Annotated in this window: 15 protein-coding genes and 1 pseudogene; 7 read left to right on the top strand and 9 right to left on the bottom strand. The window is 35.4% G+C overall.

What is annotated here, in order from left to right:
* Window positions 1–19 precede the first annotated feature (19 nt).
* The 6 genes from CHB80_RS23605 to kynU form a co-directional block, all read right to left on the bottom strand.
* Window positions 20–316: an immunity 53 family protein gene (locus CHB80_RS23605; protein WP_089373993.1), complete on the bottom strand. Its 297-nt coding sequence runs from the start codon at window positions 314–316 to the stop codon at window positions 20–22.
* Between the two features lie 82 nt (window positions 317–398).
* The gene (locus CHB80_RS23600; protein WP_089373992.1) at window positions 399–749 is read right to left on the bottom strand and encodes a hypothetical protein; all 351 of its coding nucleotides are present in this window, start codon (window positions 747–749) and stop codon (window positions 399–401) included.
* 36 nt (window positions 750–785) lie between these two features.
* The gene (locus CHB80_RS23595) at window positions 786–1,205 is read right to left on the bottom strand and encodes a RidA family protein (protein WP_089373991.1); all 420 of its coding nucleotides are present in this window, start codon (window positions 1,203–1,205) and stop codon (window positions 786–788) included.
* 2 nt (window positions 1,206–1,207) lie between these two features.
* Complete coding sequence (locus CHB80_RS23590; RefSeq protein ID WP_089373990.1) at window positions 1,208–2,605, bottom strand: FAD-dependent oxidoreductase; 1,398 nt, start codon at window positions 2,603–2,605, stop codon at window positions 1,208–1,210.
* 61 nt (window positions 2,606–2,666) lie between these two features.
* Window positions 2,667–3,290 (bottom strand): FMN-binding negative transcriptional regulator, encoded by a 624-nt coding sequence (locus CHB80_RS23585; RefSeq protein WP_089373989.1) that lies wholly within the window; start codon window positions 3,288–3,290, stop codon window positions 2,667–2,669.
* Window positions 3,291–3,341: 51 nt separating this feature from the next.
* Window positions 3,342–4,619 (bottom strand): kynureninase, encoded by a 1,278-nt coding sequence (gene kynU, locus CHB80_RS23580; RefSeq protein WP_089373988.1) that lies wholly within the window; start codon window positions 4,617–4,619, stop codon window positions 3,342–3,344.
* Between the two features lie 128 nt (window positions 4,620–4,747).
* Here kynU and CHB80_RS23575 point away from each other — a divergent pair, with 128 nt between their 5' ends.
* The 6 genes from CHB80_RS23575 (at window position 4,748) to CHB80_RS24820 (ending at window position 10,690) form a co-directional block, all read left to right on the top strand.
* A complete protein-coding gene (locus CHB80_RS23575) occupies window positions 4,748–5,908 on the top strand; it encodes an MFS transporter (RefSeq protein ID WP_089373987.1) in 1,161 nt (386 codons plus the stop codon).
* Window positions 5,909–5,986: 78 nt separating this feature from the next.
* Window positions 5,987–6,619 (top strand): 7-carboxy-7-deazaguanine synthase QueE, encoded by a 633-nt coding sequence (locus CHB80_RS23570; RefSeq protein ID WP_089373986.1) that lies wholly within the window; start codon window positions 5,987–5,989, stop codon window positions 6,617–6,619.
* Between the two features lie 130 nt (window positions 6,620–6,749).
* Entirely contained in the window at window positions 6,750–8,102 is a 1,353-nt protein-coding gene (locus tag CHB80_RS23565) for a UDP-N-acetylmuramate--L-alanine ligase (RefSeq protein WP_089373985.1), read from the top strand.
* A gap of 217 nt (window positions 8,103–8,319) precedes the next feature.
* Window positions 8,320–9,510, top strand: coding sequence for a hypothetical protein (locus CHB80_RS23560; protein ID WP_143337242.1), 1,191 nt, complete (start codon window positions 8,320–8,322; stop codon window positions 9,508–9,510).
* 55 nt (window positions 9,511–9,565) lie between these two features.
* Window positions 9,566–10,240, top strand: a complete 675-nt coding sequence (locus tag CHB80_RS23555; RefSeq protein WP_143337241.1) for a hypothetical protein — start codon at window positions 9,566–9,568, stop codon at window positions 10,238–10,240.
* Between the two features lie 276 nt (window positions 10,241–10,516).
* Window positions 10,517–10,690, top strand: a complete 174-nt coding sequence (locus CHB80_RS24820; protein ID WP_179218261.1) for a hypothetical protein — start codon at window positions 10,517–10,519, stop codon at window positions 10,688–10,690.
* 121 nt (window positions 10,691–10,811) lie between these two features.
* Here CHB80_RS24820 and CHB80_RS23550 read toward each other — a convergent pair whose 3' ends face one another.
* Window positions 10,812–11,252 carry a DUF1569 domain-containing protein gene (locus tag CHB80_RS23550; protein ID WP_089373982.1) on the bottom strand — a complete coding sequence of 147 codons (441 nt, stop codon included), beginning with the start codon at window positions 11,250–11,252 and terminating at the stop codon, window positions 10,812–10,814.
* 140 nt (window positions 11,253–11,392) lie between these two features.
* Here CHB80_RS23550 and CHB80_RS23545 point away from each other — a divergent pair.
* A pseudogene (locus tag CHB80_RS23545) lies at window positions 11,393–11,641 on the top strand (UPF0758 domain-containing protein); the annotation flags it as partial.
* On the opposite strand, the gene CHB80_RS23540 reads toward CHB80_RS23545, so the two are convergent.
* Window positions 11,628–13,130, bottom strand: a complete 1,503-nt coding sequence (locus CHB80_RS23540; protein WP_089373981.1) for a recombinase family protein — start codon at window positions 13,128–13,130, stop codon at window positions 11,628–11,630. The pseudogene CHB80_RS23545 and the gene CHB80_RS23540 overlap by 14 nt on opposite strands.
* An 82-nt stretch (window positions 13,131–13,212) precedes the next feature.
* Window positions 13,213–16,254: a type IV secretory system conjugative DNA transfer family protein gene (locus CHB80_RS23535; RefSeq protein WP_089373980.1), complete on the bottom strand. Its 3,042-nt coding sequence runs from the start codon at window positions 16,252–16,254 to the stop codon at window positions 13,213–13,215.
* Between the last annotated feature and the right edge of the window lies 1 nt (window position 16,255).

Raw genomic sequence — 16,255 nt, 5'->3', positions numbered from 1 at the left:
TTTATGTTTAGGAGTTATATTAATTTTCAATTTTCTGAATCATCTCTTTAAATAAACCTAGTAGATATATTAATTTTCCAGGATCACCTGAAGCGTTAAATTTTTGGTTCTCAATCTTAACTCCATACCAATCCTGTGTATTGGTCTCATTAAGTATCCATGGTACATGAATATTAGCTATTGAAGTGTTGGAAATATCAATTTCAACATCCCATCCAGGAGTATCTATCGTAGTGATTTGGATACCATCACTGTGTTCCCATTCGCCATCACAATTTTGTATAAACCAATTCTGTATCCATTCTAAAATTTCCATTTGCGATTTATTTTAAATATCGATTTGAATTGAGTAGTGTATCATTTATACCTGTACAAATGTGGTTATAATTCATAGTAATTTATTTAGGAAAAATGGTGTTCATACTTTTTTTATTGGTAACGAAAAATAAAATAAAAATACCGATAAATATGAGGTTAAAATGAATAATATCAGCAATGCCAAATGTATAGGTATTATAAAAGATATTTATAAAGTTTAAACTACCTAAGAAAAGTGTGATTGTAAATAAAATGAGGTATGTTTTTCTGTGTAAAAAGAAAGATATAGCCGAAATTAAAATGAACAGGAATCCGATATCATACTTTTCACTAAAATTATACGTAAAACCTACTCCTTTTATTTCTGAAAGTAAGAGCAATGCAATACAAAGGGCTAAAGGAATGAACTCTTTTGATATAATTGCTCTCATTTTTTACTTATTGACGTATAGCGTCTATTACTTTCGTTATGACAAAGGCTTGTACGCCATCACCTTGATTTCAACCACTAAATGCGGATGCGGTAATTGATGTACCGCTACGGTAGTACGTGCAGGCCCCGTTTCTTTACTAAAATACTCAGCATACACTTGATTATATCCTGCAAAATCATTCATATTTACCAAAAAGGAAGTCACATCTACCACATCTGCCATCGTTGCCCCTTCAGTAGCTAAGTAGTCCTTAATGTTTTCTAGGACAGCACGCGTTTGCTCTTTAATATCCAGATGCATGGTTCCCATGTCATCTATTTTATTTACACCAGCAAATGTATTGTCTGGAAGTCTACTACTGGTTCCTGAAATAAATAAAAAATCACCCGCACGTTTTACGTGTGGATATGCCCCTCGCGGACTCGCTTTGCCTTCTACTAAATTACTACTCATGGTTATAAATTTTCTACAATTGCATCATCATGCAATATGTCATTTGTTTCTTGTTGGATTTTTTCTAGTTTCGCTTTAAGCGAAAGATCATCAGAAAGGGCTCCTTCACTGAGTAAGCTTAGTATTGCTTTGTCTTGAGCTCTTCCTCGTAACATGGCTTCTCTGTAACCTATATCCTCATTGAATGTTACTAAACTATATTTTGAATAATACTCATTAGGGTACTCCTTTTCAAAAGCCGTTTCTAATTTCCGTTTTTCTTGAAATAATGGATTTGCGGTATGCTCTTTCATTTCATGGAAATTATCTACAGCAAGGTCAGCAATCGCATCAGTATCTTTTTTACGTGCCTTTTCGTATTCTTTAAATACGGTTTCCCAATCTCCTTGGTATTTTTCAAGGACAGCATCAAAAACAACAACATCTTCAAAACTAGCATTCATACCTTGCCCATAAAAAGGAACAATCGCATGTGCTGCATCTCCAAGGATACACGTCTTTCCAAAGGAATGCCAAGGACTACATTTAATAGTTCCTAACGGTCCCGTTGGGTTTTCTTGAAACTCTTGGATTAAGTTAGGCATCATCGCTACAGCATCGGGAAATTGTCGCGTGAAATATTCTGTAATAGCTTCTGGAGAATTTAGAGAGGCAAAACTATCAGGTGCATCCTCATAATCTAGGAATAACGTTACTGTAAAACTTCCATCTAAATTTGGAAGTGCTATAATCATATCACGACCTCTAGGCCATATATGTAACGCATTTTTTTCAGTACGATATCCTCCACCTTCAGTAGGAGGAATGGAAAGTTCTTTATAACCATGCCCTAAATATTCCTGAGAAAAACTAAATAAAAACTTCTTACTTAGGTACATACTTTTACGAAGCGATGAGCCAGCTCCATCGGTGCCCAAAACAATATCTCCAGAGAATGTTTGGATGTCTCCTGTCGTATACTCTTTAAAAGTAGCTGTAGCATTTTCAAGATCTACCTCTTTACATCCTAAATTAAAATGAATGGTCAGATCATCAAATTTGTCTGCTTCATTTAATAACATCAAGTTAAGGTCGCTACGAGATATAGAATTAATATATTCATCTGTACGACCACTATACGGACTAAAAAATGTATTTCCTTTTGGATCGTGAATCATACGCCCATTCATAGGAATGCATAAGGTGCGAACGGCATCTTCGAGGCCTACCAGTTTGATCCCTTTCATACCTCTATCTGAAAAAGCGAGATTGATAGAACGTCCTGCATCTTGATGTACTTGCCTTGGATCTGGACGTTTTTCTACAATAGTGACTTTATAGCCTCTTTGTACCATACGTAATCCTAATAACGAACCACAAAGACCAGCCCCAATAATTAATATGTGTTGTTTAGTATCCATATATTTTCATTCCCGCCTTCGACTATCGCTCAGGATAAACTCCGGCGAAAATCTTAATTAATTAGTTTTTATTCTTTCTTTGCTCTTGCATCTCTTCAGCAATAGCTTTACTTCCTGTATCCCCAGTTTTGTGTAACTGATCAACCACCACTGCATGATTTTTATCATCTCTATTTTGAGATAATTTATAAGCTGCCTCAATAGATGATATAGCGATTTCAAAACCTATAATACCATTCATTTGCCTCAATGTTTTCTCCGAGAGTGCTTCCATATGTACCGGGTGTTCTTGTCCATCTTCATATTTATGCATTAAGGCTTTTACAGAATTCCATAATCCTTCTTTATCCAATACGGTGAATTTCCCGCGCACTTGCACAGCAATATAATTCCATGTAGGAACTTCTTCAAAATCATACCAACTACTAGAAACATAACTATGTGGTCCATTAAAAATACATAAGGCATCAGCGCCATCTTCTATATGCTTGCATTGTTCATTTGCTTTAGAAATATGCGCATGTAGAATTTCTGTGCCATCTTCTTTTTGTGCATATTCTAAAGGAATATGTGTAGCTAAAGAGACACCATCTTTATTGGTAACCAAAATTCCAAAACTGTTTTCTTTTAAGAAAGCCCTGATTTGTTCTGGATTTTCATTTTTATAAATTTCAGGTATATACATTCCCTCTCTGTCTTTCAGACATCTCTCCCAAAGGGAGAGAACAATTCTTAATTATAAAATTTGTTTTAATTTTTCAACTAGCATATACACATCTTCATAGCTTGTGTATAATGGTGCTGGTGCCACACGAATCACATCAGGCTCTCTCCAATCTGAAATAACTCCCGCTTTGGTTAATTGATCATGCAAACTACGATCTGCGTTTTTTACTTGAATAGAGAGTTGGCAACCACGTTGTTCAGGATCTCTAGGAGTGATTACTGAAATGCGATCATGATTAAGATCGTCTAATAAAAATTCTAAGTATCCTGTAAGATGAATTGATTTTGCTCGTATGTTTTTCATTCCCGCTTCCGCGAAAATATCTAAAGAGGCTTTTACCGCCGCCATTGATAGAATAGGAGGGTTGGATAATTGCCATCCCTCAGCAGAAGGAATAGGGTCAAAACCATGACGCATATTAAATCGAGTATCCTTATTGTGTCCCCACCATCCTGAAAAACGGTTGAGTTTTGTATTCCTATGATGACGCTCATGTACAAAACAACCTCCTAAACTTCCGGGACCACTATTCAGGTATTTATATGAACACCATACTGCAAAGTCAGGTCCGTTTTTATGTAAGTCGGGCAAAATATTACCTACGCCATGCGCTAAGTCAAATCCTACTTTACTGCCATTACGATGTCCTAATTCTGTAATTTTTTGAATCGGGTAACATTGTCCAGAATAGTAATTTGTATTTCCTATTAAGAAGAGCGCAATACTATCTCCATGTTCTTTTACAATAGCTTCTAAATCTTCATAACGACATAATTCTTCTCCTTCTCTAGGTTGCCATAAAACAAGACTTTCAGAAGGGTCAAATCCATGATGCTTAATCTGGCTCTCAACCGCATACCTATCTGATGGAAAGGCATCACTTTCAATAATGATTTTATGACGTGTTGCAGTAGGTCTATAAAAAGAGACCATCATGAGGTGCAAATTTGTAGTCAATGTATTCATAATAACAACTTCACTAGGAAGTGCCCCTACAATGTCTGCCATTTGATTTGCAAGAAACTCATGATAGGGCATCCAAGGATTTTCGGCTTCAAAATGTCCTTCTACACCTAGGTTTGCCCAGTCATTCAATTCCTGCTCCAGATACGTTGCAACCGATTTGGGTTGGCATCCTAAACTATTTCCGCACATGTAAACAAGCGGATTGTCGTCTTTGTCTATTGGGAGGTGAAAACGATCTCTAAAATGAGAAAGCGGGTCTTTTACGTCTTGTTCTTTCGCGAAAGCGAGTGTATTTTGATACGTAGTTTTTGATATGGTCATTAGATACAATTAATGACTATAAAAATACGCATTATAGTGTGATGTAAAAAGGAATTTACGTAAACGTTTTCGTAATTAGCGGTATGATTTAGGTGTGTTATAGCATAGGATTTAGTAGTTTTAGAACCATGAATTCTCTGTTGTTAATACTTTCGCGAAAGCGGTATTTTGCCCCAGTATGGGTGTTTGCTTCCATCAATATCATGGTTGGAACATGGGTGCTGTATATTCCAAGGGTAAAGGAAAAATTGATGATAGATGATGGCGATATTGGGATTGCTTTATTTTGTTATGCTATTGGAGGGCTTTTTGCAGTTACTTTTTCATCAAAGCTTATCGATGCTATAGGAGTAGGAAAGGCAACTTTGTATGGTATTGTAGTTTTTGCAGTACTTTTTTTATTTCCTATTATAGCTCCGTCACTGATTTTATTATGTGTTAGTCTATTTCTGGCAGGAATGAGTAGCGCTTTTACTGATATAGCGATGAATGCTCTTGTGTCTGAATTAGAAAAAGGAGATGATGTTCACTTTATGAGTGCGGCACATGCTTTTTTTAGTTTAGGAGGTGTTTTAGGTGCGGGAATAGGAAGTCTTGTGATTGGGTCTGTAACTGTTCCTTTTATTCATATAGTTGTTGTTACACTTGTGCTCATAGTAACCAATGTTTTACTATCTAAAAACTTTATAGCTATTGCAAACAAGCCCATTGAAAAGGAACATACAGGGTTTTCATTAAAATTACTAAAACCCATTTTTGCGTTAACTATTATCTCTTTTATTGTGATGGGTAGTGAAGGATCATTAGAGCAGTGGAGTAAATTATATCTTGAAGATGTTGTAGGTGTATCTTTAGAATGGCTAGCTGGTTTTGGGTTTGTTATTTTTAGTGCAGCAATGACACTAGGTAGGTTTTTTGGCGATGAGGTGAGTTCACGTATTGGTTCTTATCGTATTATTATATATGGACTGCTTATAGCGATTGCGGGATATATTGCTATTCTATCCCGATCGCAAGGGTTAAGTTTAGTTGGATTTGGTCTCGTTGGAATTGGGTTTTCTGTCATTATTCCGGAGTTATTTCGAGTGGCGGGAAAAGCAAAAGGAGTTACTTCTTCTCAAGGAATTTCTATCGTTGCGGGAATGGGCTTTGTAGGATTTATGGCGGGACCAGCTATTATGGGTTCTTTAGCAGATGCCTTTTCTTTATGGGCAAGCTATTTAGCATTAGGAATTTCAAGTGGTATTGCACTTGTAGCTGCCATTTTATTATTTCTTAAAAGACGATAAATCTCTTTTTTAAAAAGGTTACTTCGTGGGGTATAATATGTCCCGTTACTATCTTAATACTTCCTATCTTTGCATCTTATGACAAAAGAGGCCATACAATCACGTGTAGATTTAGGAGAATTACTTCCACTTATGGAAGAATTTTATACGATTCAAGGGGAAGGATATCACAAAGGGACTGCTGCGTATTTTATACGTGTAGGAGGTTGTGATGTAGGATGTCATTGGTGTGATGTAAAAGAGAGTTGGGATGCCGCAATTCACCCACCTACCGAAGCAGTGACAATTGCAGATAATGCAGCAAAATATAGTGATACTATTGTAGTGACAGGAGGAGAGCCTTTGATGTGGGATATGAAACCGCTTACAACTTTGTTGAAAGAGAGAGGACTCCAAGTGCATATAGAAACTTCAGGAGCTTATGACCTTTCTGGAGATTGGGATTGGATCTGTCTTTCTCCAAAGAAACGAATGTTGCCTAAAGATGAGGTGTCTCAAAAAGCACACGAACTTAAAGTGATTGTATATAACAAAAGTGACTTTGCATTTGCCGAAGAGCAAGCAGCCAAAGTGTCTGAAAATTGTATTCTATATCTACAACCGGAATGGTCTGTGAGAGATAAGATGGTGCCACTTATTGTAGATTATGTGATGGCAAATCCAAAATGGAAAATTTCATTACAAACCCATAAGTATTTGAATATCCCGTAATAAGAACTCATTTTTAAAGTTTTTATAGGGATTGCTTCTAATTTTGCTTTCGCGAAAGCGGAAACACCAAATAAAGAAACATCTTTTCTAGAATTAATCTTATTTTTAAAGACGATTATACATACGATATATGAACGTACATTTTATAGCTATAGGAGGCGCAGCAATGCACAATCTAGCCTTAGCATTACATCATAAAGGATATCAAGTTACGGGAAGTGACGATACTATTTTTGATCCTTCAAAATCTCGTTTGGAGAAATATGGATTATTGCCAGAGACTTTTGGATGGTTTCCAGAAAAAATCACCAATGATCTAGATGCGGTTATTTTAGGAATGCATGCAAAAGAGGATAATCCAGAATTGCATAGAGCGCAAGAATTAGGGCTTACTGTGTATTCGTATCCTGAGTATTTGTATGAACAATCAAAAAATAAAACACGTGTTGTGATAGGTGGATCTCATGGAAAGACTACAATTACATCTATGATATTGCATGTGATGCATTATTGGGAAAAGGAAGTGGATTATATGGTGGGAGCACAACTGGAAGGTTTTGAGACCATGGTACACCTTACCGAAGAGAATGACTTTATTGTATTAGAAGGTGATGAGTATTTGAGCAGCTCTATTGATAGGCGCCCTAAGTTTCATTTGTATAAACCGAATATTGCGTTATTAAGCGGTATTGCTTGGGATCATATTAATGTGTTTCCCACATTTGAAAATTATGTAGAGCAGTTCCAAATATTTGTCAATAGCATGACTAATGGGGGAGCAATGGTATATAATACAGAAGACGCAGCGGTGGTAAAGGTGGTTGAGAATGCAACGGCACATATCAAGAAATATCCCTATGAAACTCCTGTATATGAAGTGGAGGATGGAGAGACCTTACTTGATACGCCTGAAGGGCCTATGCCTATAGAAATATTTGGAAAACATAATCTTAATAATTTGGCTGGAGCGAAATGGATTTGCCAGCATATGGGAGTAGTTGAAGAAGATTTTTATGAGGCCATTGCGAGTTTTAAAGGAGCGTCAAAACGCTTAGAAAAAATAGCAGAAAGCACGACTAATGTGGCGTATAAAGATTTTGCACATAGCCCATCCAAAGTAAGCGCGACGACCAAAGCTGTAAAAGAGCAATATACAAATCGTACGTTGGTGGCTTGTTTAGAATTGCATACCTACAGTAGTTTGAATGCTGAATTCTTATCAGAGTATCAAGGTGCTCTAGATGCTGCTGATGTAGCTGTAGTTTTTTATTCTCCACATGCGGTTGAAATTAAAAAACTAGAAAAAGTAACGGAAGCACAAATCGCCGAAGCCTTCCAAAGAGAAGACCTAATTATTTATACAGACCCTACACAGTTTAAAGAATTTCTGTTTGATCAAGAATTTGAAAACACAGCTTTATTATTAATGAGTAGTGGAAACTATGGTGGGTTAGATTTTGAAGAGGTGAAGGAGATTGTATAGTTTGCTGTAACAATTATTTAAGTGTTACTACCTATATATATATATGGGTAGATTCTATATGCACAAACCACTTAGGCGCAAAGATTTTTCTTCAAGAAAGTTTCTTTTGAGTGTCCTGTTGGGGTTAAGTTGCATGCTTATCTTCTATTTCTTTCAACAATATCTTTTTTCACTATACCGGTATACATCTATAACGCTTTTTCCTTCTAAATTTAATGTGAATAGTATTTTACCAGAGAGTTATGTGGATTTTTTGTCATTTATTTTTGCAGGAAACGCAGTGATTTTAGGGAATTCTGTTTGTATTGCATTTTATATGTCGGGAACTTCTAAAGATCTAAAACGACGTTCTAAGCGGAGAAACATTTTAAATAATCAATCTTTTCTGGTCGGGAATTACTTTTTTTGGTTTTCAGAAGTGTTTGCTTTTGTAGCGGGATCTTCATTATTACTTTCGAAATATCAGATGTTTGAAGAAATGAAGGTGATGTGCATCTTGCTTTTTATTGTATTATTCTTAGAGAGTACAAAAGAATTAAGACGTACATTTAAAGGGTATACTATTAAAATATTACTGTTGCATTTTTTGTTGCTTTTGGCGTTAGTATTTTCCTGTTCATTACTTAAAAAGTCAAATTATAACAGGCTTGGAAATGTATACAATATATCACATCCTTATGTGTCAATTCCAAAGACTTTAGATACGGTATCATATGAGAACAAAGTATTAAGATCTAGATATGGTAACTATTGTGATATACAAGTAAAAGTACTCCATGATACTAATACTATAAGATACAAATTGTTTGGTAATGAAGTTTCTTTTGATGAATTAATTAATATTCCACATGGTTATGATTGTCCATATTCTAGGTCTAAAGATCCAGAGTTTTTTATATATGCAGATGGAAGTATACAGTATTATCAGTTGAAAGAGTTAGAGCAAAAAGCTACTTTAAGAGGTATGTATGTAGTATACTATGCTATACATGCAGTTAATGAGGCTAATGATTTTCTGTACCCTAAATTCTTACACTACACAAAAGCCCTAGATGAAGTTAGAGAAGAGCTTAAATTACCTCCGTTACCTACAACTGTCTTTTGGGAAGATTATCTCAAAGATAAAAAGGAGCAAGTCATAGATCTCGATACTTTTATACTAAAAGATAACATAGATCAACAAAAAGTATCTGACTATTTTCAAGAATCGGTATCAGATAGTGTGTATTTTAAAATCAAAATAAATAAAGAAATAACACTTCAACAGTACCTAGATTTTATGATTTCTTACAGGCAAAGTGTGTATGATTTAAGGGCGACACAAAATCTTTTGAATAATGAGTTGCAGGACTTTACTATTGACGTAAGAGAAAAATATCCTTTTTATTATATAGAAGAAATGGAGTAGCTGTAAAGGCATACTAAATATTTGATTAATTCGTTTTAATACAAACTTACTTCTTATGAGGAAACACTTTTTTTTTATTTGCTTTTTGTGTCTTCTTTGTATTTCTTGTAATAATGACGATAATGACACTTCTGTACCTCAAGTAGAAGTAGAAGTAGAAGATGTAGGGTTTTACAATTTAAGAGTTGGAAATACTTGGACGTATGAATATTTTAGAAGGGATGAGTTTAATAATCCTTCTAGTGAGTTTAGTACAACCGGTATTACTGAAGAACAAGAAATTATAGCTTCGCAAGAAATTAATGGAGAACAAATTTTTACATTTCAAGTTACCGTTTCTGGAGTTGAAGAAAGTTCAAGTAATTTCCCCGCAGAAGATGTAACTACATTTCAAGTAAAAGATTCATTAGGCTATTTGGTGCGTTTAAATGAAGGTATTATTTTTTCTAGTGAAAGTAATCAAGAGTATTTAAGAAGCGAAGAACTGTTTTTAGGAGTGTTTGGTGTTTTATTGGATACTGAAGAAGAAGTAGAAGTGCCTGCAGGAGACTTTCAGTGTGCAGTAAATGAAGTGTATGCAGTTCTTAATGATCAAGGGGAGGTATCTCCTGGGCGTGATGAATATTTATATGCAGATGGTATAGGTGAAGTATTATATAGAATTTCATTTGTGTCTACAGAAATACATGTTTTTGAACAACGATTAATAGATTTTAACTTTCCTCAATAACGTTTTCTTAATAAATAATCTTTTTATAATTAATAAGCGCAAATATGTAATTTTTTATTGCACTTATTAAGTAGGTGTTGACTTCTCTCTATTCTTTTTATTCCTTTAATGAAAAAGAAAAACAACCTGTAGTCTGTTTATTCATAGTGAGTTATTACTTCCTTAGTCATAAGGAATACAGTACTGCAATAAAAATATTCTTGCAAGGATAGACATACGCTATGAGTGTCTGAAATTGTTCATAGTAAAATTAATAAATACATAAATTTTACAATCATGTTAAAAAACATTTTAAAATTAGAAGGCGTTGAAAAATTAAACAAGAATCAACAACAAGGAGTACAAGGGGGTCACGGAGGAAAAATTACACAATTTGAATGTGTAGTATGTCTTTGTGGTATATGGCTTCCAAGCGGAATATGTCTTGCACCTGATAATGGTTGCGCATAATTAATATAATGGGAGCTGCTTATAGCTCCCTTTTTTGTGCTTCGCAGATTACAAAAAATAGAAAACAACCACCCCGTTTTAAGAGAGTGTTCAAGATTTTGTTTTTCTAATTTCTATTTTGTTATACACCAAATTGTCTTAAATGATGATCTAGGTGTTTATACTCTAATTGACCCCATTGTTCGGGAGTGAATGTGCCAAACATAGGATGCGGTTGCCATTCGGTTTGTTCTTTTTTGGCATGAAAAGCGTCTACCATAGATACTAATGCTTCACGTTCTTTTAAGAATTCCCTTTGATCTGTAATCTTTGCAGGCTTAGCTGTAGGTAATCCTTTTCTCCATGGCTTGTCATTATACAATGATTTTTTAAATAAAAAACCGACTAGATTCCATTTGTGTTTCCTTGGTTTATTGCTCAATGCAATTTTTAAAGGAAATTGGCAATGCGTTACCATTTGTCCTACATTCATTTTACCCCAAGTAGGTGTACTTTCTTCGTGTAAGGCTTCCAAACGAGATTTAATTTCTTCATACGCAGTAGCATCAAATAGGGATTTCATAAGCAATTCGTTTATTTAAGTTAAAAGATGTTTTAAAATATCTCTTTTTAAAGTTACTACAAATAATTCTGATGGAAAAAAGCCAGGCATTTTAGCATAACAATCTTTATTTTAGCAATGTCAGAAAAATAAGTTTAATTATGTCAGAAAAACAAACTTCATTCTCGATCAAGTATTGGTCGGAGGATGACAGACCGCGTGAAAAATTAGTAAATAAAGGAAGGTTAGCTCTTTCAGATGCAGAACTCATAGCCATTCTCATAGGCTCTGGAAATCGAACAGAAAGTGCTGTAGGATTGAGTAAACGTATTTTAGCCACCTCTTCAAATAATCTTTCAGAATTAGGAAAGCAATCTGTTAAAGATTTAATGAAATTTAAGGGAATGGGTTTTGTTGCCCATTTGTTCCGAATTCGGAAAAAGAAGGTTCAGGCATAAGCCTGTAGAGTTTAATGTGTATACTATCATCAGTACCAATGGTTATGCGGTCAGTAACCATTTCAACAATTCTGCGTTTTTCAATATCACCGAGTTTATCCCAATTGGTGTAGAGGTCATAGGCTTCTTTCATAACAAGATCAATAGAAGAAGTTTTTCCATCCAAAATTTCAATTTCAGTTTGAAGTTTTAAGATTTCTTTTTTGACTTCTTGAAGTTGATTATATGGCTCATCATAATAATCATTAAATGCTTCTTCGGTAATGTTATTATTCACATGCAGATCAATAATTTTCTGAATACGTTTTTCAAGGTCTGTTTGTTTGTCTTTTGATAGTTTAAGCAAATCCTTTTTATCCTCAATTGTTGAATGCGATAGTTTTAAATACTCTGCAACTTTTTCTTTTGACTCAACATATCCCATAAGTTGTTCCTTGTAGATTTGATCAAGAATTTTTCGTTCAATTTTGTTACCACATCCTGTTTTAGAACAACGATAATGGACATTACCTGAACGAACATTCATACGAGAACCACAACCGCAGTAGATATATCTTGTGAACGTATGTGTTTTTCTATTTAAAGGCTTCTTATTTTTAGCTTCTTGCTCATCAAGAATATCATTTACCTGTTGCCATAATTCCTCAGTAACGATAGCAGGTGCAGGATGGAATTCCCATTCGTTCTCATCGCGATATTTAACGACTGTTTTTCCATCAACAACTTCTTTGTAACTAAAATAGCTTCGTCGTAGACCTTTTGAAAGTGGGTCACGTAACCAACGTTTAATATTAGTATCGAAGAATTTTGTTCCTTTTCGATTTCTATATCCTCGTTCATTGAGAATACGAGCGACTGTCTTCTTTCGTTTCTCTTGAAGGAAAAGCGTATACGCTAGTTTACGTACCACAGCTTCCTCTGGATGGATGACTAAATCATGCCCTTCCCAACGATAGCCATACGGGTCTTTACCTCCAAGTCGTTTCCCTATTTTTGCTCGTACCTTTACTGACTCATTAACACGGCTCACAATTTCCTCTCGTTCCCATTCTGCCATAGCTGCAACAATGGTATAGAAAAGTTTGCCTGCTGGAGTGCTTGTGTCAAAGCGCTCTTGTAATGATATGAGGCTTGCATTATGTTTCTGAAAATAATTTGCAAATTCTAGCAGTTCAATAGTATTACGTGCAAAACGAGCCAATTTAGAAAATATCAATCCTGATATATGACCTCTTTTAATATCCAATAACATCCGTTGTGTCTCAGGATAATTCATAACGGTTTCACCTGACATTCCTGCAAGATCATATATTTCTACAATCTCATAACCTTGTAGTTCTGCATACAATTCTGCTCGTTTTTTGTGATGCTCTGGAGATTCCCCTTTTGCAGAGTCTTCGGTACTTACACGTATCCAAACACCTATTCTTTTTTTATTCATTTTGACTTGTTTTATACTCTAAGTTAGCTCCCAAAAGCAACCATTCCTAGGGAATATTTACTTAGTTTTTAACTGCCAGATACTATTTCTTTTTACTCTTTTGCAAGGCTTTGAGAATAATATCAGTAATCTCATTTTGCTTTGTATTTGCAGAAAATGCTGTTTCATCTTGGAAGCTTGTTGTAACTCGATATCCTTGGATTTTCTTTTGCTTTGGAGCTGATGCTTTTATCATTGTATCGAGGTAGTGTACGACCTCATCTGACTTGATGAAAAGAATTGATTCAAGTGTATTAGCATCTACTACTTCACTAGATTTCTTCTCTATGTTTCTTAGGTGAACGTCACTATCTGATATAACCCAAATATGTATATAATTATCAGCTAAGCATTTTTGGATGTTCTTCACCTCATAATCAAGAGTATTGGTAATAGCGACTTCTATTGCAATATGAGTCTGGTTATTTTCAAGTACAACATCAATTCTTCCTCCACGAGATGTTTGCTTTTCAATACTTGCTTTAAATCCACGCTGACGAGCAAGTTGCGCGATATGTTCTTGAAGATAGCTATGACGTTTTATCTCTTTTTGTTTCTCAAGGCCTTTGAGATAGCTCTCTTTTTGTTCTTCTAAAGATGTTGCTGTAGGTGTTACTGTTGTGACTTCCCTTTTTTGAATAACAAGTTCTTCTTCTTTATAATCAGGTATTATTTCTTGCTTTTTTGGTAGTTCTTTTGCTTTTTTGGATTTTGAAAGATTGGGTAATAAGTTAACTAAAATGTGTTCTATTGCTGATCGCGGTTTACCGTACTTTGCTCTCGTTTGCACTACAACCGATGCACGTATTGTATTTTCATGTTCCGTATTGATTTCAGGAAGGTTGTCAGTTTGGATATTAAAATCATTGTTACTGCTTCCAACACGCATAATAGCTTGACCAATACCGAGGCTTTGTAAATCATTTTGTTCAAAGAAAGAGAAACCAGATTCTAGTCTCTTTGCATCACTATCGCCAAGTCTAAAACAAATACGTGTGTATGGATTTGACATAACTGAATTAAGCGTTTTGGTATCGTCAATTTGTGCCAGTTCCTGATGAGCGAGGATAAGTCCAAGACCGTATTTTCTCGCCCCAGAAAGGATAGATGTAATACTTGGTGTAATGAAGTTTTGAAACTCATCAAGATATACATAGAATGGGTGACGTTGTGATTTTGCTAATGACTGCCGTCCGATGGCTACCTGATTCAATTTTGCCAGAAACAATGAGCCTAATAGGTAGCTGTTCTCTTCTCCAATGAGTCCTTGTGACAGCTTGATAAGGATGATCTTTTTTTGCTCAATACAGGCTTTAAAATCAATTCCTTCTTTTTGAGCGAGCATATACCTTACCGTCTTTGGACGTAAGAAAGTATCTATACGAGTTAAGAGTGGAGCTATTCCCTTCTTAACCATTGGATATTCATTTTTCCAATAGTAATGCAATGATGGGTCCTCAACATTTTCTAAAAACTCATTTCTAAATTTTTCTTCAAGAATGAAACGCTTGAGTTCGATGATCGTTCCACCGTTTGGGTTCTCTAAAAAGGTGTTAATGGCGTTGGATAATACCGAGGTCATATTATCGCCCCAAGCCGTCGCATATCGTTTAAATGATGATGCAAGGTCTGATGATAGGACAATCTTTTCTGCTTCGGTATGTGCGCCTAATAAATTAAAACCTATTGGGTGTTCAATATCCGACGGATCAACAAGGATAACATCATTAATACGGTGTTCTGGAATACGGGCTAAAATGTCTTCGCAGATGTCACCATGTGGGTCAAAGATTGCACAGCCATTTCCATGCTCTGCATCACGCAAAACCATATTAGCAATCAATGTTGACTTACCTACGCCTGTAGCTCCTATGATATGTGTATGACGTAAACGCATATCATCATTAAGACTTACGTTATTAAGCTCCCTGTTATGTTCATTGATACCGATATAATACGGCTGTTGTATCAATTCCTTTGGAAGCGATTTTGTTTTGCTTCCTTCTATACCAAGCTTTGCGCTATTGACCGTTCTATTAGGATAGTGGACAAACTGTACTAGTTCTTTAGAGTTTAGTAGAAAACCTAAACGATTAGAACAACGCAAAAATATATTTCGTAAATGCTGCTTGTAATCATAGTCTTTGTTATCAAGAGGTTTCAGCTTGTTATACCCAGAGTCCGATACGGTTGTGATGCTTTGTATAAACTCGGAAGTGACATATTCACTTCTTTCTGTATCATTACTCTCAACAACTACACGTACAACGACTGAGAATAATGAGTCTGATGTTTTCTCATATGCGAGTTTTGGCATTTCAGGACTATTACTAAAGAAACTGCCACCCGTACCATCCGATACTGCGTTTTGCATATCGTACGCCCACGGATTTTCTACTCCTTGAAAGAGTATTTGAAATATGGCTACATCGTCATCACCAAGGTTATCCATTGTAGCGATGATTGAAGTTAACGGATCAATCCTAAAACTATCAGTCATTGCAATAGGGCGCATTGTTTCTTGTGATAATCCAAAATCAACAATGGTAACGGTTTCACTTTCAAGATCAATACCATAATCAAAAACGTTTTCAATAGTCTCTATACTTACATTAGGAAAGTAGGCTCGTAGTTGTGATTGAACTCTCGCATAGTCTTGTTGACTTGATACTATTTGAATAGCCATCGTTCCTTTTTTTGCCAGAATCTCAAATGATACTGGACTTTTGGTTTGCGTGATCAGTTGTAGAAACTCACGAAACAATTGCGGATATATTTCAGCTCCTATTGGAAAACGAAGAAGAACCCCTACAAGTTCCGTTGTAGGGGTGTATTGATGTACAATATAATCTGATGTTGATTCCTTTGGTTCTTCTTGTTTTTGAGGGCGTATCAAAGAACCAATACGATCAAAAAGTGTTATTGCCTTGCCATCATCGACATGATGATTATTGGTATCTCTATGCTCAAACGGCACATAGTATGGTTCAAGCTCTACGGGTACATCAAAATGGTAATGACCGCGTATTCGCTTCTCCCATTCATAGAAATGAATGGTTGCATGTTCACTAGCGTTAAGGTTCATA

The organism is Dokdonia pacifica (assembly GCF_900188275.1).
Lineage (GTDB): Bacteria > Bacteroidota > Bacteroidia > Flavobacteriales > Flavobacteriaceae > Dokdonia > Dokdonia pacifica.
The sequence above is the reverse complement of the archived record's forward strand: the minus strand, read 5'-3'. Positions and strand labels throughout refer to the sequence as shown.